Origin of the sequence: Methanococcoides sp. AM1 (assembly GCF_900774055.1) — an archaeon.
Taxonomy (GTDB): domain Archaea; phylum Halobacteriota; class Methanosarcinia; order Methanosarcinales; family Methanosarcinaceae; genus Methanococcoides.
Genome location: NZ_CAAGSW010000004.1, coordinates 187,199 through 208,051 on the forward strand (window position 1 = coordinate 187,199; position 20,853 = coordinate 208,051).

At 41.3% G+C, this 20,853-nt stretch carries 23 protein-coding genes; 8 read left to right on the plus strand and 15 right to left on the minus strand.

Annotated elements, in window-relative coordinates:
• The first annotated feature begins 150 nt into the window (after positions 1-150).
• Positions 151-1,671 carry an AMP phosphorylase gene (locus E7X57_RS07995; RefSeq protein WP_135612414.1) on the plus strand — a complete coding sequence of 507 codons (1,521 nt, stop codon included), beginning with the start codon at positions 151-153 and terminating at the stop codon, positions 1,669-1,671.
• Positions 1,672-1,676: 5 nt separating this feature from the next.
• The gene (locus E7X57_RS08000; protein WP_135612416.1) at positions 1,677-2,213 is read left to right on the plus strand and encodes a tRNA (cytidine(56)-2'-O)-methyltransferase; all 537 of its coding nucleotides are present in this window, start codon (positions 1,677-1,679) and stop codon (positions 2,211-2,213) included.
• Positions 2,214-2,395: 182 nt separating this feature from the next.
• Here E7X57_RS08000 and E7X57_RS08005 read toward each other — a convergent pair whose 3' ends face one another.
• Positions 2,396-2,611: a hypothetical protein gene (locus E7X57_RS08005; protein ID WP_135612418.1), complete on the minus strand. Its 216-nt coding sequence runs from the start codon at positions 2,609-2,611 to the stop codon at positions 2,396-2,398.
• A complete protein-coding gene (locus E7X57_RS08010) occupies positions 2,612-3,352 on the minus strand; it encodes a Nif3-like dinuclear metal center hexameric protein (RefSeq protein WP_135612420.1) in 741 nt (246 codons plus the stop codon). It lies immediately after the preceding gene.
• A 597-nt stretch (positions 3,353-3,949) separates the two neighbouring features.
• Here E7X57_RS08010 and E7X57_RS08015 point away from each other — a divergent pair.
• From E7X57_RS08015 to E7X57_RS12965, 3 genes are read left to right on the plus strand one after another with little or no spacing between them, the layout of a single operon-like run.
• Complete coding sequence (locus E7X57_RS08015; RefSeq protein ID WP_135612422.1) at positions 3,950-4,744, plus strand: nicotinate-nucleotide pyrophosphorylase; 795 nt, start codon at positions 3,950-3,952, stop codon at positions 4,742-4,744.
• A gap of 22 nt (positions 4,745-4,766) precedes the next feature.
• Positions 4,767-5,564, plus strand: a complete 798-nt coding sequence (locus tag E7X57_RS08020) for a Rossmann-like domain-containing protein (RefSeq protein ID WP_135612424.1) — start codon at positions 4,767-4,769, stop codon at positions 5,562-5,564.
• Between the two features lie 49 nt (positions 5,565-5,613).
• A complete protein-coding gene (locus tag E7X57_RS12965) occupies positions 5,614-6,354 on the plus strand; it encodes an endonuclease NucS domain-containing protein (RefSeq protein ID WP_135612425.1) in 741 nt (246 codons plus the stop codon).
• A 71-nt stretch (positions 6,355-6,425) separates the two neighbouring features.
• Here E7X57_RS12965 and E7X57_RS08030 read toward each other — a convergent pair whose 3' ends face one another.
• The 8 genes from E7X57_RS08030 to E7X57_RS08065 form a co-directional block, all read right to left on the minus strand.
• Positions 6,426-7,040: a hypothetical protein gene (locus E7X57_RS08030; RefSeq protein WP_135612427.1), complete on the minus strand. Its 615-nt coding sequence runs from the start codon at positions 7,038-7,040 to the stop codon at positions 6,426-6,428.
• Positions 7,041-7,062: 22 nt separating this feature from the next.
• Complete coding sequence (locus E7X57_RS08035) at positions 7,063-7,947, minus strand: hypothetical protein (RefSeq protein WP_135612429.1); 885 nt, start codon at positions 7,945-7,947, stop codon at positions 7,063-7,065.
• Positions 7,948-8,196: 249 nt separating this feature from the next.
• Entirely contained in the window at positions 8,197-9,249 is a 1,053-nt protein-coding gene (locus tag E7X57_RS08040; protein WP_135612431.1) for an ABC transporter permease, read from the minus strand.
• Positions 9,250-10,152: an ABC transporter ATP-binding protein gene (locus E7X57_RS08045; protein ID WP_167880942.1), complete on the minus strand. Its 903-nt coding sequence runs from the start codon at positions 10,150-10,152 to the stop codon at positions 9,250-9,252.
• Between the two features lie 2 nt (positions 10,153-10,154).
• Positions 10,155-11,333 carry an NEW3 domain-containing protein gene (locus E7X57_RS08050; protein ID WP_135612435.1) on the minus strand — a complete coding sequence of 393 codons (1,179 nt, stop codon included), beginning with the start codon at positions 11,331-11,333 and terminating at the stop codon, positions 10,155-10,157.
• Between the two features lie 601 nt (positions 11,334-11,934).
• Entirely contained in the window at positions 11,935-12,444 is a 510-nt protein-coding gene (locus E7X57_RS08055; RefSeq protein WP_244603645.1) for a hypothetical protein, read from the minus strand.
• A 1-nt stretch (position 12,445) separates the two neighbouring features.
• Positions 12,446-12,673, minus strand: coding sequence for a hypothetical protein (locus E7X57_RS08060; RefSeq protein WP_135612437.1), 228 nt, complete (start codon positions 12,671-12,673; stop codon positions 12,446-12,448).
• A gap of 135 nt (positions 12,674-12,808) precedes the next feature.
• Positions 12,809-13,897: an outer membrane lipoprotein-sorting protein gene (locus E7X57_RS08065; RefSeq protein ID WP_167880943.1), complete on the minus strand. Its 1,089-nt coding sequence runs from the start codon at positions 13,895-13,897 to the stop codon at positions 12,809-12,811.
• Positions 13,898-14,105: 208 nt separating this feature from the next.
• Here E7X57_RS08065 and E7X57_RS08070 point away from each other — a divergent pair, with 208 nt between their 5' ends.
• From E7X57_RS08070 to E7X57_RS08075, 3 genes are all read left to right on the plus strand, one after another.
• Positions 14,106-14,855 (plus strand): winged helix-turn-helix transcriptional regulator, encoded by a 750-nt coding sequence (locus tag E7X57_RS08070; RefSeq protein WP_135612441.1) that lies wholly within the window; start codon positions 14,106-14,108, stop codon positions 14,853-14,855.
• Between the two features lie 189 nt (positions 14,856-15,044).
• On the plus strand, positions 15,045-15,197 hold the full coding sequence (locus tag E7X57_RS12495) for a hypothetical protein (RefSeq protein ID WP_167880944.1): 153 nt from the start codon (positions 15,045-15,047) through the stop codon (positions 15,195-15,197).
• A gap of 183 nt (positions 15,198-15,380) precedes the next feature.
• Positions 15,381-16,442, plus strand: a complete 1,062-nt coding sequence (locus tag E7X57_RS08075; protein ID WP_135612442.1) for a hypothetical protein — start codon at positions 15,381-15,383, stop codon at positions 16,440-16,442.
• Position 16,443: 1 nt separating this feature from the next.
• Here the strand turns inward: E7X57_RS08075 and E7X57_RS08080 are convergent, their stop codons facing one another.
• The 5 genes from E7X57_RS08080 to E7X57_RS08100 form a co-directional block, all read right to left on the minus strand.
• Positions 16,444-16,806: a hypothetical protein gene (locus E7X57_RS08080; protein WP_135612444.1), complete on the minus strand. Its 363-nt coding sequence runs from the start codon at positions 16,804-16,806 to the stop codon at positions 16,444-16,446.
• 5 nt (positions 16,807-16,811) lie between these two features.
• Positions 16,812-17,465, minus strand: coding sequence for a hypothetical protein (locus E7X57_RS08085; RefSeq protein ID WP_244603646.1), 654 nt, complete (start codon positions 17,463-17,465; stop codon positions 16,812-16,814).
• A 73-nt stretch (positions 17,466-17,538) separates the two neighbouring features.
• Positions 17,539-18,429 carry a nitrous oxide reductase family maturation protein NosD gene (locus tag E7X57_RS08090; protein ID WP_167880945.1) on the minus strand — a complete coding sequence of 297 codons (891 nt, stop codon included), beginning with the start codon at positions 18,427-18,429 and terminating at the stop codon, positions 17,539-17,541.
• A 265-nt stretch (positions 18,430-18,694) separates the two neighbouring features.
• Complete coding sequence (fdhD, locus tag E7X57_RS08095) at positions 18,695-19,543, minus strand: formate dehydrogenase accessory sulfurtransferase FdhD (RefSeq protein WP_135612451.1); 849 nt, start codon at positions 19,541-19,543, stop codon at positions 18,695-18,697.
• A gap of 2 nt (positions 19,544-19,545) precedes the next feature.
• Entirely contained in the window at positions 19,546-20,853 is a 1,308-nt protein-coding gene (locus E7X57_RS08100) for a formylmethanofuran dehydrogenase subunit B (RefSeq protein WP_135612453.1), read from the minus strand.

Sequence of the window (20,853 nt, forward strand, 5' to 3'; positions counted from 1 at the left end):
TCATCATTATCATTATAATGTTGTGTGCTATAAATCATTATTGGTTAATTCAAAAGAATGAAAGATCGAACAGACCCATAATGAGTGAGCCAATGTAAATCTATTTATCCACAAAAACAAAAGTAGTACAGAGTTAATAAGGTGAAAAATATGCAACTAAAAGTACAACCTATTGATATCAAAGTTGGCAAATACAAAGTAATCCTGAACACCATCGATGCAAAGGAGCTGGGTGTCAATGAAGGGGATCGCGTTCGAATAAAAGATCATGAGACGCTTACAGCCATTGTGGATTTTACCGAGGACATGATATCACCGGGAATGATCGGTCTTTACCATGAGGTCAAGGAAGCAATGCAAAAGGAATGGACCGAAAGCATAGAAGTATTCCCTGCAGAAAAACCAAGGTCAACATACATCATCAAAAAGGTCATGGATGCTAAAAAGCTCAGCAAAGATGAGATCGAGACACTTGTTAAGGACATCGTGGAAGAAAACCTTAGTGAGATCGAACTTGCAGCATTCCTTACTTCAACATACATTAACGACATGACAGATGATGAAACGGAATGGCTAACAAGAGCAATGATCGAAACCGGAGATCAGCTTGAGTTCGACACCCATCCCATCATGGATAAACATTCCATCGGCGGAGTGCCGGGAAACAAGATATCCCTTCTCATAGTGCCTATTGTTGCAGCCAATGGACTTGTTATACCAAAAACCAGTTCAAGGGCAATAACCGGAGCAGGCGGGACTGCTGATCTTATGGAGATCCTTGCACCGGTCGAATTCGACGCTGATGAGATTAAGAGGATGACCGAAAAAGTTGGTGGTGTTCTTGTGTGGGGTGGTGCCACAAATATCGCACCTGCTGATGACAAGTTGATCAAGGTCGAGTATCCACTTTCCATTGATCCACATTGCCAGATGCTGGCATCCATTATGGCAAAAAAAGGTGCAATTGGTGCAGACCACGTTGTAATGGACATACCAACCGGACCAGGTACAAAGATACCAACTGTCCAGGAAGGAAGAAAGCTTGCAAGGGACCTGATCAATTTGGGAGACAGGCTTGGAATGGACGTAGACTGTGCTTTGACCTACGGCGCATCACCTGTCGGACGTACAGTTGGGCCTGCACTTGAGGTCATTGAAGCATTAAAGGTCCTTGAGAATTTCGACGGTCCTAACAGCCTGATAGAAAAGAGTGCAGCACTGGCAGGAATGCTTCTTGAAATGGGTGGAGTGGCAACTAAGAATCAGGGATATGATCTCGCTATCGAAACCCTGAAGAATGGAAAAGCCCTTGAAAAGTTCAAGCAGATCATCGAGATACAGGGTGGAAATCCGAACGTAACCCATAAGGATATCGCAGTGGGTGAATTCACTGCAGATATTCTTGCCCCTACTAATGGATATATTCTTGAACTTGATAACAAAAGGCTGGTTCAGATCGCGAGGATCGCCGGTGCTCCAAATGACAAAGGAGCAGGTTTGTTGCTTCACAAAAAACTTGGTGAGCCGATCAAGGAAGGAGAAAAATTGTTCACCATCTATGCTGAAAAAGAATCAAAACTCAACACTGCTCTCAAAAATGCGAAGGCAAAACCACCATTCATCGCAGAGGGAATGCTTCTGGAACGTATCCAGAGCTTTAAGGAGATCTGACAAAAATGCCAAGAGTAGTCATACTCCGCCTAGGCCATCGTCCTGAGAGGGATAAAAGAATAACCACACATGTCGGACTGACAGCCAGAGCACTTGGTGCAGAAGGAATGCTCCTAGCCTCCAATGACAAAGGCATTAAGAATGCCATCGAAGATGTTGCAGACCGATGGGGAGGCAGCTTTTATGTCGAGAACGATGTCAACTGGAAAAGCGAGATAGAAAAATGGAAAGAAGAAGGCGGCAAGGTCTGCCATCTTTCCATGTACGGGATAAACCTGCCTGATGCAACTGAGGATATCAAAGGCTGTGAGAAGCTCATGATCGTTGTAGGTGCCGAAAAAGTACCTACTGAAATATATGACATGGCAGACTGGAATGTTGCGGTAGGCAACCAGCCACACTCAGAAGTAGCTGCAGTTGCCCTTACCATGGACAGGATCGCACAGAATGAACCTTTAAGGCAGGAGTTCACAGATGCAGAATTAACTATCATACCCACGGAATACGGAAAAAGGGTAATTGATAATAAAAGTAAAGAATAAGACTTGAAAAAGTTAAAAAACAACAGGAACAAATTCTTAGATATAAGAGATCAAGCATATTGGGAACAGATATCACGTTCCATTTAATCCTGATATCGTTCCTGTTTTGTTGTTCCATTTATCCTGATATCGTTCCTGTTTTGTTATTCCATTTCTTTTTCCGATATCAATAATTCTTATTTTTATTCTTCTTCTTCATCATCATCTTCTTTTTTACTTTGTTCTTTGTCGGAATCAGAACTGACTGCTACTCCCCGGTTGACAGGAGGTTTGTCAAACTTCCCATAACCTCTGTGCTTTTTACACCCTGGAGTTTTGGACTGTTCCATCATCAGTTCATCCAGTTCATCGTCCGTCAGTTCATCGCCCTCCAGTCCCTCTTCTTCTTTTGCGCTCATTCATAACACTCCGATAAATGGGTCATTGTCAATAAATTCCACATCAATGTTGAGCATGTTCTTCAGGCGCCCACAAAGTGCTTCCATTGCCGGGTTCTCTGTAGCATAATGAGTGGCATCCACAAGCAGGATGTCATCATAATTGCGCAGGATATCATGTTTAAGTTCAGCAGAAACATATGCATCGACATTGTGTTCCCTTGCTATGTCAAGGAAATCATCCTTAAAACCACTGCCACCAAAAACCATTACATTTGAAATGGAATCTTTCCCACCCACATATTGAAGATGAGTATTAAGGCTCTTTGAAACATGGTTCACGAAAACATCAGCAGAGCACTCATCGATCCTGCCGATCCGACCCATGCCTACATCCTTCACATCAACAAGACCAAGACGCCGGGCAAGGACGTCATTAACACCACCCTCGGCCCGGTCATAGTTCGTATGCATGGAATAAAGGGAAATACCATTATCAAGAGCGATCTTTAAAAGACCTGCAAGCTCTTTTGAGATCAGGTTCACAGAATGGAATATTAGCGTGTGATGGGTGATAAGCAAGTCCGCACCGATCTGGGCTGCACGCTTCAAGACATACTCCGTAGGATCAAGTGCAACCGCTATTCTGTTGACATCATTGTCCAGATCAAGAGTAAGGCCGATCCTGCCAATATCGAAATCCTCTGCAAGTTCAGGAGGTGCGATCTCTTCCAGTATTTCTACTATGCGTGATAGTTCCATGCTATAGCAATAATTTTTTGGAAATATCAATTTATCGGAAAAAGGTCCGAGATCAAATCGATAAATATATATCCGTTATGTTCATTCATACATAACGCTGACATAACGCTCATCCCAGTGTATGAGATCAAATAAACAAAAATGCACATTAGACCCGAACATCACACTGATATGATCGGCCCTCCCCGTACCACGCCCCTATCCACTGCATAAACTCATCTACTCCGGCAGTGGAATAAGGATTATCTTGAACAGGGTAACAGGACCATCACATATGTGCAGGCACCGAAACGGTGCTTAAGCGTAGAAGCCAGGTATAGGAAAGGATCGCAGAACATTTGGCGTGCTTGCTGCCAGAATTGCGATCATTTCCATACCGGCTCTACAAGACTCTTTCTAATACATAAAAAAGGAAATTAAAGGAGCTATGCATCCAGCGAAAATACAAAGATGACTTTCTGAAATAATAAAATAACAGCGTTAATTTCAGAAGAAGTTAGCAAGATATTTATAGACCATATCAATACTTGCAATTCAGACGCAGGAATCAATGCAATAAGACATCGACTGTATTAACATATCATAATAGGTGACAGAATGATCGAACCATTTGAACATTATTTACTGGAAGATTGCCCCTATGGGGATGAGACCACTGAGATCCTTCAGATCGAAGGAGAGGGGGCTCTAAAAATAATATCAAGAGATGCAGGCATTGCAGCCTGTGCAGATGACCTTGCCGAGTTCTATGAAAAAAAAGGACTGAAAATAATTTCATTTCTGGACAACGGGGAAAAGTTTGACAAAAATTCTATATTATTAGAGGCAGAAGGCGACCTTAGAACTATCTTCAAATTATGGAGAATATCACAGACATTCCTTTCCATGACCTGTGCCATCGCCACAAAAACAAAAAAGGTTGCAGATGCTGCAAAAGCTGTCAATCCTGATGTAAAGATCGCCACCAGCAGAAAGACACACCCGGGTTTTCGTAAATATGAACTTAAGGCAGTCAGGGCAGGAGATGGGGATCATCACCGAAATTCCCTGAGCGATTCGATCCTTATTACACAAAATCACTTCAATGTAGTAGGTTCTTTCGGGAAGCTTAGTTCCATGAGAAAGATCGAGATCGAACCAAGGACAAAGGAAGAGGTCTTCGAATACGCACCTATTGCAGACATACTGCTTCTTGATCACTACACCCCGGAGGAGCTAAAAGAAGTGGCACCTGAGCTTAAAAAGCTCAACCCGAAACTTGAGATCGCAGTTGGCGGCATTGAGTTCAAGGATATACCAAAATATGCAGCAGCTGTTGATATTGTTGTGACCACCGCGCCATATTACGCAAAACCTTTTGACCTAACAACAAAAATAGACCGGCTCGGATAAGAGGCTGACAGGTGGAACTAAAATGGGAAATAATTCTTTAATGGAAATGTTGCTTGAACAGATCAGGCAGGAACTCGAAGAAAAACTGGATGACATCTATGTGGAAGATATCAGGGTTGGTGTCGTCTATAGCGGAGTAAGGATCACGGGCGGTTATGGAGGAATTGCAGCCACACAACCCCAATCATCCCAATCGGATTCAGCTCATTGTTCAACACTACCAAAGGCGGGCGATATGACCGGCAGGCCTGTATCAGAGATCATGGAAATGGCACTATCAGATAACACGCTCAAGGCTGTTGTCGGAGTGGCAACCGTAAATGCCCTTGCAACCATGATATGCGATAAAAATCCTGAGAAGTATAAATTCTCTGATGCTGATGTTCTTGACCTGATAAAGCCTGGTGACAAAGTTGGAATGGTAGGCCATTTCAGTCCTATGATACCAAGGATACTGAAGATCACTGAACAGCTTACAGTGATCGAAAAGAAGGAAATCTTTGATGACCGCATAACTGTGGTTCAGGAGAGTGACGCTTCAGAAGTACTTTCCGGATCAGATGTTGTCATAATAACTGCCAGCACACTGGTGAACGGGACAACGGATGAATTGATATCCATGAAAGGAAATGCACGCGAAGCCATACTTCTCGGACCTTCTGCGGTGATGTTACCGCAGCCATTCTATGACAAAGGGTTTACGGCGGTGATGGGAACACGAATAAACGATGCTGACACTATGTTAAAGATAGTCAGTGAAGCAGGCGGAACTAAGCATTTGCTTAAAAAATGCGGTGAGAAGGTCTCATTCGTTAAATAAAATAATCAGATTAGAAGATAAAACCTTCACCGGTAAAAGGAATTACAGAATGGATACTTTCAAGTTCTACACAAGGGAAGACACACCCTCAGAGACGATCAGACCGATCATCGACTCACTGGAGAATATCAGAGATAGCCATCAATGCAACTTTGAGATACTGGCTATAGAAGATCTCAGGGATGATGAAAAGGAAGAACTTATCGAATCCATCCGTGTTATCAGCAGGAAGAATGCCATCGGCGTTGTCAGCAAAGGCAGGGGATCACTTCCCATCTCACGCAAGAAGAACCTGAGCAACGTAGGCATTCTCATCCATTCCCGGGATGGAAAGGATATTTCCGTCCACCCCAATGTGAAGAACAACAAATTAACGACCGCAATCCAATACCTGAACCTTATCCAAAATTCTTCCAGTGTGGAGGAAGCACTGGAATCGAACCATATTACCGAAGATGACATCTCAAGGATGATCACCAGCCTGCCGGAGCTTATCGAACCCGGACTGACATTCCACGAGATAGAAGTAGAGGTCGATGGCGGCAGGATAGACGCGGTCTTTATCGATGAGCAGGAAAAGCACTTTTTGATAGAGATCGAGATCAACGCAAGAGACAATGCCATCGGTCAGGTGCAGAGGTTCAAGCTGCCTTATGCTGAAAAGTACGAAGTTGATCCCGAGGATATACGTCTGGGTATCGTCTGTGCGAGTATTGACAACAGCAGGATGACAGCATGCCGTGGTGCGGGGATCGAGGTTTACTGCCTTTGTCTGAAGAAGATGGAATGACGAAAATAAATTGTAAAATCGTCATCTGACAAGACATGACAGGATAAATATCAGCCATACCATCGTATGGATTATAATGAAACAGTTATCTTGTTCGTGTTTCCATAAGGCTTTCTTTCTACCAGGGATTTATCTTCAAGCTTTTTGAGTATACGGCTTACCTTTACTTTGGAAAATCCGGATTCCAGAACCAATTCACTCTGGAGGATCTCTTCTTTTTCAGCTATGATCCTGTAAAGCTTTCGTGAATCCCCATCAAGAACTCTTGCAACAAGGTCCTTTTTGTGTTCAGTGGCATCTGGATTCACAACATTACTGACCGGATTGACCGATGATGATATGTCGTTGGATGAATTGTCGAATTCTGGAAGGGAATCAGTATCATTGAATGATGTGGAGCTAATAATGGGATCAGAAAGATACTGCCCGATTTCAGGCAAATTCTGTTTATCCGAAGTGAATATGTCCGAAGTGAACATCGTAGCACAATAGGTTGCAGCCGATGCCATCATAAGCATCAGAAAGACCGAATTTACCGGGAACATAAGAGGAACCTCAACTCCTACAGTGCTACCATCCTTAAGAGAAACAGAAAGACTGGACATTCCCTGTGAAAAAAGAAGCAGTGATAAAGAAAACAGAGATACTGCAAGGATTATCGCAAAAAATGTATCTTTCTTTTCCATGCCAGATCCCCTCAATATTAATTCAGATAATTCCTATACCGACAGCAGTGCCAATCTCTACATTGACAATGTTACCTGAAGTACTGTTCATGTTCTCAAGGACCGAGCTGTAGTGCTCGATAGTTTCTTCATCGCCTTCGATCAGCTTTTCAAGTTCATCGTAGGAAAGTATCACAAAACTTCCCCCGTCGATCACATCAACTTTGCTCAATAGACCCCTGTTATAGAAATAAGTATAATCTTCCGAATACAACAGGGTATCATCTTTAAAGACATTCAGTGTTATAGTCTCTTCAGCCCCATCATCGCCCTGATCCCACTCGAAACTTGATCCGGTCGAAAAATAAACATTGTTGAAGTCATTTATTGGCATTCTTCCGGAGATCATGATCGGATCAGCGGATATATCAACAGCATCTTTATAAGTTGAATTTAGCTCAACTAGTATGGAACTGATGTTCTCATTCAGGAAGCTTTCCGGAATAAACAACTTTTCAGTGATAGTATCGTCAGAAAGGTAATATTTGGTCAGGTCCTGAGAGTATTTGATATTACCATCACTTACAATATATTCAATTCCCACAGGTGCTGCTACAGCCTGAACTTCATTAAACCTGACTCTATCGGTAAAATAGAATTCATCAAATTCATTTACAGCTGAACCCATAAGGATAAAACCATCATCAATAATCATAACATTGTCCGGATTTGACCTTTCCAGATCCTGAATAATGAGCCCTACATCATCGTTCACAAGTGAACCGGGAATTCGTAATTCCTCTTTAACAGGCTTATCGGAATTATCGTCATCCAGAAGAAACTGGCTGGTCGCAGCTCCTGCGATCGCAGCTAATAGGCACATAGTAATTAATAGAACAGCCGTTTTACCAGTATTGCGATCCATCATAAGCATAAACCCCTTTTATTTAATAATATATAAGATAATGTATTTTAGCTACAGGAACATTGCTTCAAGGAGATACATCCAGAGCAAGTGAACGAGAAACATTTGAAACGCCTAATATTTACATTTTTGATCCGGAGTTAAATTAAACCATTATAGACATCACAGAGTCCGAGGACTAATAACGGGAAGAAGACATGCCATTATTAGCCCTTGATCCCTATCAAGCAATCAAGCAATCAATCGATCATATCACCTGATGTCCTGTCTCATAAAGACATAATAAGTCGCTATGAGAGAAACTATTGCCCAGAGGAACATGCTGACCAGATTTGTCATTTTACCCATGAGGATCTCAAAGACCGAAAGGTCTTGTGTCGGATCATTGCCCACAAGTGAAAATTTATCCCCCGAACTTCCCAGAATAGCATTTGCCACCTGCTCATAATTCAGACTGGGCGAGATCAAAGCTTCGATCATATTCTGGACCTTCCACTTCTTTTCATAACTATCAAAGCCATCCATCCCTAATCCCTGGGACGCATCTTCAAAGTCTGACATGTCAAATTTTGAACCAGTATCTCCGGATACGATGAAAGATACGCTATTAGAACCCTGAGCTTCCGGAACCATGGTGTCTGCAACCAAACCCGAAACTGAAGTTATTAGTATCGCACTGACGATCCAGAACATAAACGAGTTCAGCATCGAGCTGGTCTCATTTTTGGAAACAGTCGAGAAGAATATGCTTATTCCTAAGAATGTTACAAGATAAACTATGGAAACAGCCATGAACAACATCAGTTTAATGATATCGTCACCTGTCGGGACCAGACCCATGATCAATGCAACAGATACCGATATAAGGGTGGTTATCACCAGTGTCATGACAAGTACTGCGATCTTTCCAAGGAACTTGCCATTGATAACATCGTCCCTGTAAAGAGGATAGGACAACAGTAATTTCAGGTTTCCTCTTTCTTTTTCACCGGAAATAGCATTATATCCAAGCATTATTGCCAGTATCGCACCCATCACTGCAATGTTCGACACGATATTTCCAAAAAGTACAGACATCAGTTCCGGTTCGGGAAATGATAAGAATATATCACTGCTTTTCACATTTCCAAAATTCGCCATATTTTCCTGATAGCTCTGAAGATCCTCATTATATTGATTTACACCGGAAATTGAAGATGTTAATATCAGTACTAAAAAGATTCCAAATACGATAGCAAAAGACCTGCTCTTCACACTATCAAAGAACTCTTTTTTTGCTATGGTCTTTATTTTATTGAAGTTCATTTAATCCACCTGATAATATTTTCCAAAGATATCGAAAAGATCCTCAGTTTCATACCTGAGGTTCAAAATAATGACACCTATGCTACTCAGTTCCGAGCTGATCCGTTCCCTGACATCCTCTTCAGAAGTTATCCTGAAGATATTGCCTTCACGAACAAATTTGATAGAATCGATCGAACTGAGGACTTCCATTGTGCTCTCCGGATCTTTTGTCTCCAGCAGGATGATATTGCTATTTTCCTTTCTGCGGAGATTCTCTAGTGTATCAAAAGCAACAAGCTTCCCCTGTTTCATGATAGCAATCTTTGAGCAGATATCCTTGATCTCCGATAGTACATGGGAAGAAATTACGATCGCGATTCCCCTGTCATTAAGCTTCTTTAAAAGCTGGTTCATCTCTACCCTTGCTTCGGGATCAAGACCTGATGTAGGCTCATCAAGGAAGATGACCTTCGGTTCCTTTACAAGAGCCTGTGCGAATCCTACCCTCTGCACCATTCCCCTGGAGAACTCACCGACTTTCTTGTCTGCCCACTTGCTCATCCCTACGATCTCAAGAAGTTCCGGGACCTTTGAACGATCTGCATCCGCCAGATCGCAGAAATATTCCAGGTTCTCTTTTGCGGTCAGGTTCTCGTAGTAAAGTGTGTTATCCGGAAGAAAACTGATGTTCTCCTTTAACATCATCATGTTCTTCCCGATATCCTCACCAAGTACCTTTATACTCCCTGATGTTTGTATTGTAAGCCCTGTGAGCATTACAAAAAGAGTTGTTTTTCCTGCACCGTTGTGGCCCAATAACCCGATAAGATCCCCTTCATTGATGTCAAGGGACACATTATCAACTGCCTTAAAGCCATCATATGTTTTCGTTAAGTTCTGTATTTCAAGTATTTTGTCCATACTCATCTTCTCCCATATTTTTTGGCCGCAAAGACCAGACCTACAACCAGAAGAATTATTATCAATAATCCGATCCATGCTGAGTTCGAGCTGCTCTTGACATTGACACGCAACTTCGTCTCGTCAGCCTCAACATCACCGGATTCCGCGCTGATATCTACAAAATAATCACCATTCTCAGCCTCTGAAGGAATCCTGATATTAAGATCAACATTCACATATTCTTCTGAATTAATCCTGTCAATGTCATTTTCTGAAAACTCAAGGTCCCAGTTGTTTCCCGGAGAATCTGTGTCAAGATCGATATCTTCAAGATCGACATTACCTGAGTTGAGCACCCTTACAGGTACAGTGACCTCTGAACCTGCCTCACCGGAAACATAGAGACTTGAAAGCTGCATCGTCAGTTCCGGGTCACTCGTAGTATTCAGGTCTTCCGTAACGCTAAAAGGTAAGTACAAAATATCTGAAGTCCTTCCTGAACCACTTATGCTTAAATTGTAATCTCCAGCCGGACAATTCTTATCGATGTGAAGTTTGAGTTCCAGGTTTTCCACATCTCCGGAATCCACGTTTATTCTGGATACTTTATAGCCATTAGAAACAAATTCATAAGAATAAAATCCCGGCCCATTTACTCCAAGATCAAATGTTTCATCAATGGAACCGGAGTTATTTATCTCTAAAGGGATGCTAACGGATTCGTCTTTATAGAACTGGACGAATTCAGGAACATCTGTGAATATCTCAACATCTAAAAAAATATCCTCATTCGACCAGACCGTCAGCTTAAGGCCGTCATCATCAATCTCATCTATCCGGAATGCCAGTGATGAGCGTTCAATAAAGATGACCTTTCCTTTGAGATCATAGATATCTTCATGACCACTGAAATCTGCTATCTGATAGAACCTCTCATTACCGGCAGTATCTGTCCTTTTTTCCTGAATGGTCAGATCTTCGACAAAAGGACCGCCATTTTGAGGATAAATGTAATTTAAACTGTAGTTGCCTAATTTGATCTCCTCATTGGCTGAAAGTTCGATCTCTTCTTTGAGCCAGCCTTCATAGTCAATATCATCAAGATCAGATACTTCTACGGAATTAGTTACAGCCAGTGAAGGAACAGCAAGTACAAAAATTGCCATAATAAATGACAACACCATCATCTTTCTGTTCATCAAGCCCAAACCTCCCGGGAAATTGCCAATAAGAACAGGTAAGATCGTTTTTCCAATAACATGTGATTTTGATTCATTTAATCCATCCTTGTCAGTTATGATCAAACCACAATAGGCTGAAACGGTATTTTGAATTAGCCTGAAACACGTTGCATCAATGCGAAAAGAGGTTATTGGAGAGCGACACAGTATTTAAGTGAAGCAATTATATTCGGAAAAAATAGAAAAAACTCAGATATTTGCCCATTATTCCAAGACGCACAACATTTTATTTTTCCACAAGTAACTGATCCGGTAAGTGCATGCTCAAAAACAGAGGCCCACACGTGAAAAGACCTTTACTTATGTAGCAAAACAAACCAGAGAGATGCAGAAAATAGATTGAAAATACAGTTAATAATACTTCACGACAAGTGACAAGTCAACCGAAAGGGCAAAATTCACACCCCATAAAAAACAGCATGCTACGACCAATTGAGATGAAGGGTTTCACAATATTGAAACCTGTTTCATCATTGATAAGTCTCCAAAAAGAAAAATAGACCCATAAATTGGCACTATACCCGATAGTCAAAACAATAGTCTCGAAGATAACGACTAATCACGCAGTCGCAAAGCTGACCCCATAATATTCATCCTCCACCTTGATATCACAGGATCCCTTTTCTTCAAGGAACTCAATTGTTCGCTCCCATTCCCCGGGACTTGCTTTCACATAGCTCTGAGTCTCAATGGTTTCCTTCAGGGCAGGATATTCTTTCAGCTCCTCTTCCGTTACAACGACAAAATCCTCAGGAGTATAGTCCAGCAGCTCAGCATCTATCGTTTTAGAATACATATGGCTGTGAGCACTCCATGCAAAGAAACCGGCAGAGATCAGAAGTAAAGCCACAAACGAAATTACAAATGCATTTACGACAAAAACACTGGATATTTCTCTGCTGGCCACTACACCGATACCAAAAAGTATCAGGAAAATGAGTAGCATCAAATAGATGTTCTGGGGTGGATGGAAGCCTCTGAGAACATAACCACTTAGATAGAAGGCAAAGATACCGAGGCAGAAGAAAATAATGTATTTCTTTTGTATACTAGTTAAACTGTCCATCATTTTACAATGCTCCAAAAGATTCCTTTACGAAAAATATTGATGCCACAAGAAATACAAAGCCGATACCAAAACCTGTCCAGATAAGAAGCGGTCCAAAAAGATATTCCTGGTAAAAGATGTGTGATGTCAACATTTGCCCAATAGAAGCCAGAAATAGATTTGCACCAATGACTGCACATACAAATGCATATATTATGTAGTTCAGCTGTATTTTACCAGGATTATTCATAAGCTCTTCATCCTACTTTTTTTTAATGATTATATTCGATGACATCAAGCGAAATATAATAGTTATATGTCCATTTCATCGAACTAAGATTAGAAAATGTCCGATGAAATGGACATAAAAAACAACTTAATCAGATCAGACCATGGATTCCGCCACTTTCACGATCTCATCTTTATCCTCCATCCCCAGTATGCTCAGTTCAATATCCCCTGTTGTCCATCTTAAAAGATTGGTTTGAACAAAAGCTACAAATTTTCCCTCGGAACCATTGATACCAACTGTTTCCGCATCATCTAAGTCAGATATATCCGAAGAACCGGTTTCATAAACTACTTCTGATATACGGATCCAGTCATCTCCCTTATTGTATACCAATATGACCTTTTCAAAAACATCTTCTTCAAACGTAGCACTATTGTTGAAGATCAGTGCACAATCAAACTCATAGCCTTCCGGAATATATGAAGGTAAAAGTAAGTCAAAACCTGCAGTATCCTCAGCCTCTTCCAATGTGACCTCTTCCGGAGCTGCAATTTCATTCATATCAATAGGATCAATGACCTCTACCTCTGCACCTTCCGGGATTTTAAACTCGAATTCATCATCTGAAATGCCGGTGTTTACCTTCAGGTTCCGAATCTCAAATGAGATCATCGGATTTTCATCCTCATCGTACATTTCATATTTTAGCGGCATCCAGGTTTCTTTATCAATCCAAGCTTTTACGTTACTTCCAAAGAAGGGAGTTTCAGTCTCTTCTTTCGGCATCATCCTTATTACATAAACTGTCCTGCTATCAAATTCATCAATACCCAAAAACGAAATATCGCTCTCATTCAGGATACCGCCGATCATACCGACATAATCCATTTGGGCATCCTCCGAAATGTCAGGCATTTCTATTTGCATGACCGTGTTCTCATTTGGAATATATGTCCAGATGGTCTCTCCGTCTGAAACTGTAAGACTTCCTGCCTCCTCAGCAGGTTGTATTACAACTGACTTCATCTTGCGTGGTTCTTTAAAGAGCATTTCACTTTCCAGAACATAATCCTCTCCGTCTAAAGAAGAGGTAATGTACATTGTATACGAGTAATCCTCAATATTCTCTGATTTCTGCTGCATTTGCTCTGCGATCTCTTCTGCCGTGAGCTGCTCATCCACACATCCCGCTGAGAACAATGCAGAACACATCAATAGCAATAAAAGTAATATTTTAGTCATTTTCAAGTCCCTCATCCTCCAATTTACACCATTACTAATTCGACAAAAATTTTTATTATGTGTGTCAATATACCTGTTTTCTTTTATAAATTATTTATGTCCATTTCATCGAACTGAACGATGTACATGAAATTCATAGAGATTATTTTTAGACTAATGCTTGAAATTTGAGAAATGTTTATACATTAAAAAGTCTTATACGAACTAAATGAACAAATGGATACTAGCAATCCTGATCTTATTTTTAGTACCACTTCTGGCATGCGGGGTCGTATATGTGGAATCCGAATACAATACAGCCGAAAGTGAATACATCATAGTACCAGCCAGCGAGGAGCTTTATGAGCCAGGTTACCATTATGAAGGAGCATCCAGCACCTTAACTTTCTGGGAACTTCCTTTAAAATTGCAGATGATACATATCTTTACCGTGTTCTTGGCAGCTATTGGGCTTGCTAAAATATCCCCCATAATACTGGCACAGTTCAATCTGATATTTGCAAATAAGAACAGAAACTATGTTTTTGATCATATCGTAAGTAATCCGGGATGTAGTGTAGCTGATATATCACATGATCTTGAGCTAAACCGCGGTACTGTAAAGTACCATCTGAAAAGGCTGCACAGCGAACACAAGATCATTGTATCCGATCATGGAAGCTCTCCAAGGTTCTTTCAGAATAATTCGACATACAGCGAGCAAGCCCGGATCATAGCTCCCTTTTTGCAGGATGCAAATCAGAAACGTATCCTCCTGATGATCAGGGATAAGCCAGGCATGACAAACAACGAGATCTCACAGGCTTTGAGCATCACTAGCAGCACGGTCTCATACCACTTGAGAAAGATGACCACAAAAGAACTGCTGTTGGCAGAAAAGGATGGAAGATACAGAAGATATTCTCTGGACCCTCGGATGGAATCGGAGCTGGACACAGTAATTCATGCTGAAATATGAGAAACATTAATCATCAGAAGTTAGAGTAAATTCCAAGCTGATGTAGCGATTGGAACAGTTCGATGAAATGGACATAAAGATAATAATAAATCACAAACATTATTTTTCTTTAATAAAGCAAATAAATATTATATAAAAGTATTAATCCTGCCGTAAAAAAGCAATAATAAATTGAAGAGGTAGTTATACATGGAACAGAGTTATGCTGTAGGATGGGGGACTCTTGCATTAATAAATGCAGGAATTGCCCAAAGTAAGAATAAAAAAGGTCTCAATTGGTTTCTCATTTCCTTATTGCTTGGACCCATAGCTACCTTAATTCTGGTTGCTACTAAATCATGAAGAAGTATTCTCAAAAACCCCGAATAAAATCGGAACTTGACAATATAATATATGCCGATATTTGAGGGCCGTAGTCCATCAGTGCTGGTTTAAATTTTAAGTTGATGTAGAGATTGGAAAAATAATTTGAGAATACCAGGTTGACTAAGGAGAAAATATCGTAAACATGTGGTAGTCTAAGATATGAAACTAAAAGTATGTTTTGTTATAGGTATTCTTTTTTTGGCAATGAACGCAGGCATAGCAGCTGCCGATATCCCTCCACTAAAATATAAGGATCCTGATTATCAGGGGCAACCAGCAATCTATGAGAACAAGGTTGTATGGCACGATTACCGCAATGGGAGTATGGACATATACATGTATGATCTTGCCACAGGAATAGAGAACCCCATATGCACAGCTGCTGGTTATCAGGGTAGTCCCGGAATTGATACAAACTACATCGTCTGGGAAGATCATCGCAATGGGAATTATGACATCTACATGTATGACATTTCCACAGAATCAGAAACTCCAATATGTACAGATTTAGCTGATCAGGAAAAACCTGCAATCGATGGAAATCACATCGTCTGGCAGGATAATCGCAATGGACAATGGGATATTTACATGTATGACCTTGTTACAGGAAAAGAGACACAGATATGCACTGCTCCCGGTGATCAGGAAGAAACCGAAATTGATGGGAATTATATTGTCTGGCAGGATAAACGCAATAGCTATCGTATCATCTACATTTACGGGATTTCCACAGGAGTGGAAAAACAACTCACGAACATGACCGATAGTAGAAACCCTGCAATCCATGGAAACTATGTTGTATGGCAGACATTCAATCACGAAGATGTGGAGTGGAATATTTATATATATGATATTTCCACAGGAAAAGAAGAACAGCTTATAACCGATACTGCCTCCAAATTGAACCCTGCGATCTATGGCAACTATGTCGTGTGGGAGGGTGTGAAAAATGGTGATACTGCCATCTTCATGTACGACCTAATTACCAAAGTATCAACATCGATAAGCGAAGTTTCTGGTCAGCATGGATATCCTGCAATACATGATAACTACATAACATGGAAGAACGAATACAATGATGTCTACATGTATGATATTTCCACGGATACAAAGATCACGATCTCAAAGGAACCTCGTGTAAGCACGTTCTCAACGATCAGTATCTTTGTAATTTTCTGTCTAGCAGCAATTTTGTATCTCAGGAAAAGGTCCCGGGAATAACTCAAAAAAGAGAAAACAAATATACTCCTGCCAAAAAGGAAGCAAGATTACAGATGAAGGAGAAGAAAAGTGCTTTTTCCATTCTGACCTTCAATATAAAATAGTACATCACAGCTTCCACAAGGACCACTGAAATCTCTCCGATGGCAACCAGATGAGAATATGTTCTGATGAACACTGGTAGTACGAACCAGAGGTACGGAAGTGTCGAGAAGGAACAAAAAGTTCCTGTGAATAGCAACAATGAATCAGGGATCGTTGCCCGATCTATTTTGAAGAGATAACGGACAAGTGCAAAGAGCATCGTTGTCTCCACCATTACAGTAACCAGCAATGCAAGCAAAAAGTGATATTCATAGATCATTCATATCACTTAATGTTGAATAGATCCTTAAGAAAACGAATTATGGAAACCAAGATCCCCTCATCGTTTACTTCTCCCTCACCCATAGGCATATCTTCTCTTATGGAAGATATGTTTTCTTCTACAGAAGAGGCGTTTTCTTTTATCGTCGCTCTTATACCCGGAATATCGGGTTCTTCAAATGTTTCGATCCGATCCGGGCTGCCATCATTGTATTTTGAAACTTTTTTTGATGTATAGGTGATCAACCTGTTTTCTGAAAACCCGGCTATGGAATATTCGACCTCTTCCCTGATGAGCGGATCATTTTCATGTACAACATTTATATCAGGAACGACACCAACTTCAAATGAACAAAGGTTCGGATCTGTTTCCAGATCGATATTTTCAAGCCCTTTGGCCTCCAGATAATCTTTGTCTATCGCATAGATTGTCAGGTCATTGGCCACATAATACTGAGTCAGGCATGTATCCGAACTGATTATGTAAGGATTCTCACACTGGATTATAGGGCCTGTAATGTGTCCGACCAGCACAATTTCCGGGAACTCATCCAGGTTCACTATTTTCACACATCTGTCAATCTCACGTGTATCGAAAACTGGTACATCCGCACATGCATTTAATGTCAGTGCGGATAGAATTAGAAGAAAGATCATAATTTTAATATTCAATTTCACGAGATCAACTCCTGTTGACACATTACTTCAAATTTCTCAATATGGTTCTGCATCAAAATACCATACCCCGCATTTTACGTATTATAAAGAGAACAAACACTGCTGAAAGTATAATCAGAGCTATTGAGATTTTAAAAGATCTTTCTTCCTTTTCCTCTCGAACTGTGATCTCATTATTGTAGATATGGTTCACAGCATTACCATCCACCTCAATACCTTTCAAATTATCAGAAAGAGAGTTGTTCGTTATTATATTTCCCTGACTAAAAGAAACAAGATTTATACCAATCTCATTTTGTGAGATATGGTTATTGTCCAATGTATTATTACTGGATATCTGGAGAGAAATACCCATATCATTATTTGAATTTACAACATTGTTGGACAAAACATTGTCATCCGAAATATAAAGCTTGATGCCGATATCAGCCGGATTCTGGCCGGAGGAGCTATACACCTTATAGTTATCCGGATTGATAGTGTTGCCAGCAATTGTATTATTACTGGAATTCAACAGGCAAATACCATACTTCAAGATCACAACATCGTTGTTTTCAATTAAATTTCCAGAGACCTCATCGAGAAATATTCCCGCCTGATTATATTCTTCAACACCCAATAATGCAAACCCGCGGACAGTAACATTATCTGCATTTATATGGATAACAGGGTCATCAGGATTGGTTGCATAGACATAGACTTCATCATGATCGTTTGAATCCGATATCAATTTAATTTCTTTATCAACATACACGTTCTCGATATATGAACCGGGATAGACCACAATAGTATCACCATTTTTTGAAGAGTTAACAGCATCCTGTATGGAAATGAAATATGCAGCTCCATCGTCATCATCTACAGTAATCTCTTTAGCTGTAACACTGGAACTGGCTACAATTAAAAATATCAGGAATATCGTGCAGTAAATATTAAATCTCAATATAGTACCCCTTAATAAAGCACTGTAACAACCGGTTCTGGCAGTAAAGCACATCTTGTTGCTTCAAAGCATGATACAATTTCCATCCAGATCGATGAATATCGATACTAAACAAAACCATTATGAAATAGACATGCCGACTATATAAAATTAATTATGTCACCTAAAAATAAGTAATGCTAGTGGTTGACAGTATAGAAAATGGATCTTAAGAGAATTCAGCAAAAGAAGTGAACAATAAGTAAAAAGGATATTACAAATTCTCTCAAACAATCCTCTCGATGCCGTTATATACATACATATGAGGAGGACGGACAAAACCTACCAGTGTCAGCCCTGTTGCCCTTGCAAGATCGATCCCTTCATTAATAGGACCTGCTTTGCTGGCAAGTACGGAAACTCCTGCATTGATGGCCTTGGAGACCATTGTGACCGACAGCCTTCCGGTAGCGACCAGTGCACAGTTTGACATATCAACACCTGCAAGGGCTGCTTTGCCAACTGCCTTATCAACTGCTGAAGCCCTGCTTACGTCTTCACAGAATGCAAGGATCTCGCCCTGGCTGTCACAGACAATGACCGAGTGTGTACCTCCGGTACGTCTCCATGTCTTTGCATCCTTTTTGAGGTGTTCGACTGCCTTGAAGAATACTTTCCGGTCAAATTTAAGATCGGTTTCGCTTCCGATCTTTTTACCGCATGGCCTGGAACCAATAGCACAACTGCAAAAATCGAATCTTGAGTCCGGGTCGATATCCCGCCTGGTCTTTTTGATGCGGTCCGGGCAGATATCCGCATGACATAGCAGTTTGTCATCTTCGACCTCAACTGAGATGATATCAATGGCGTGATCAATAAATCCTTCACATAATAAGAATCCCACAGCGAGTTCCTTAAACTCCCTTGGGGTAGCAAAAAAAGAAGCAAGTGGGACATCATTGAGAGAAAGATGGAATTCTTTCTCAACGATGACATCCACGTCTATTTCGTTATTGCCATCTTCCGTAAGCTCGACACATTTGTAAGGAAGATAAGGAGCGGAAACATCCCTCTCCTCATCCCGCCAGAAGTTGTTCTGACCGATCTTCCTCTCGACGTGCCAATCCAACGGCATGATTATGCAATTTCCTTTATCTTTGCGAAGAGCTGCTTGAGTGTGTCTTCGTTGCTCTGGGTGAACTCGAATGGAGGTTTTGTGAATGGCTTGAAGTACATTGGCACGTTGTCGAGCCTGTAGAATGTACCATCATTCTCCATTGCGTCAATGACACCAGGAAGAACAACATCTGAAGCAGTGACTGTTGGACATGGTGCAATATCCAGGCAGGTCATTGGGATCTCTGCCAGGTATGATGCAGCATCTGCAGGGATGTGGTTGACAAGGTCAGCACACATTACGAATGCAGCGTCTACGTCCTTCTCCCTCAGAACATCCACGGTTGTGGTCTCTCCAGGGTTGTACCTTGGGTATCCTCTTGAGAAGTCGATACCGAATGGGTATCCGTACAGGTATGATGCGATCTGGTTGAAACCTGCTACATTACAGTGACCTCTCAGTGCACCGAGTACGAACTTTGTTCCGTGGTTGTTGTTGAGCTCTTTGACAAGGTTAAGTCCAAGCTCCACGTTCCTGTGTTTACCGATAGATGAACCAAGACCAAGACCAACGGAAATGCTACCGAAGTTTGCATTGACCATCGTCTCGACCATATCTTCCATAACAGAGATTGGCACACCGGTGATCTGCTCGACAGATGGGTGTGGCCTCTTGCCATTTAGAAGTGTCAGCAGTGCGCTGAGAAGCTCATAGTCAGTGTTCGGGTTGAGCTGGACGTGAAGATCTGATGCTATTGCAGTGTCAGTTACCCTTGGGTCAACTGTGATGACCTTACGGTCAAACCTGCCTTTCTTGGACCAGTAGCCTCTTGGGAAGACAGCATATTTTGACATGTGTCTTGGCATGGATGCCAGAGGGTTGGTTCCCCAATAGATGTTAACGTCAGCCCTGTTCTTGGTCTGACCTGCTGTTGCTGCAGGACATCCGCTTTCCTGGATACCCATGACAGTAGGACCGTGGCAAATGGTAGCGTTGGAATCTGCTACACCACCAAGGTACTCTGCGATGTGAAGACCGACTTCCTGTGCTTCACATGAGGTCTCACTTCCGAGGAAGAAAAGAGGTCTCTCAGCGTTTACAAGCATCTCTGCTGCCTTTGTAATTGCCTCGTCCCATGCAGCTTTCTGAAGCTTTCCGTCTTTCCTGACCTGAGGGTCTTTAAGACGGTGTTTGCTTACGATCTCCTGGAACTTTCCATTACCCATCTTACATGCGTTCTTGACAGTGATCTCGCCGTCCCCGAGCTCTACCTGAATATCATCACATGATGCTCCGCAAACCGGACACATAATGTTCTTAAAAACCAT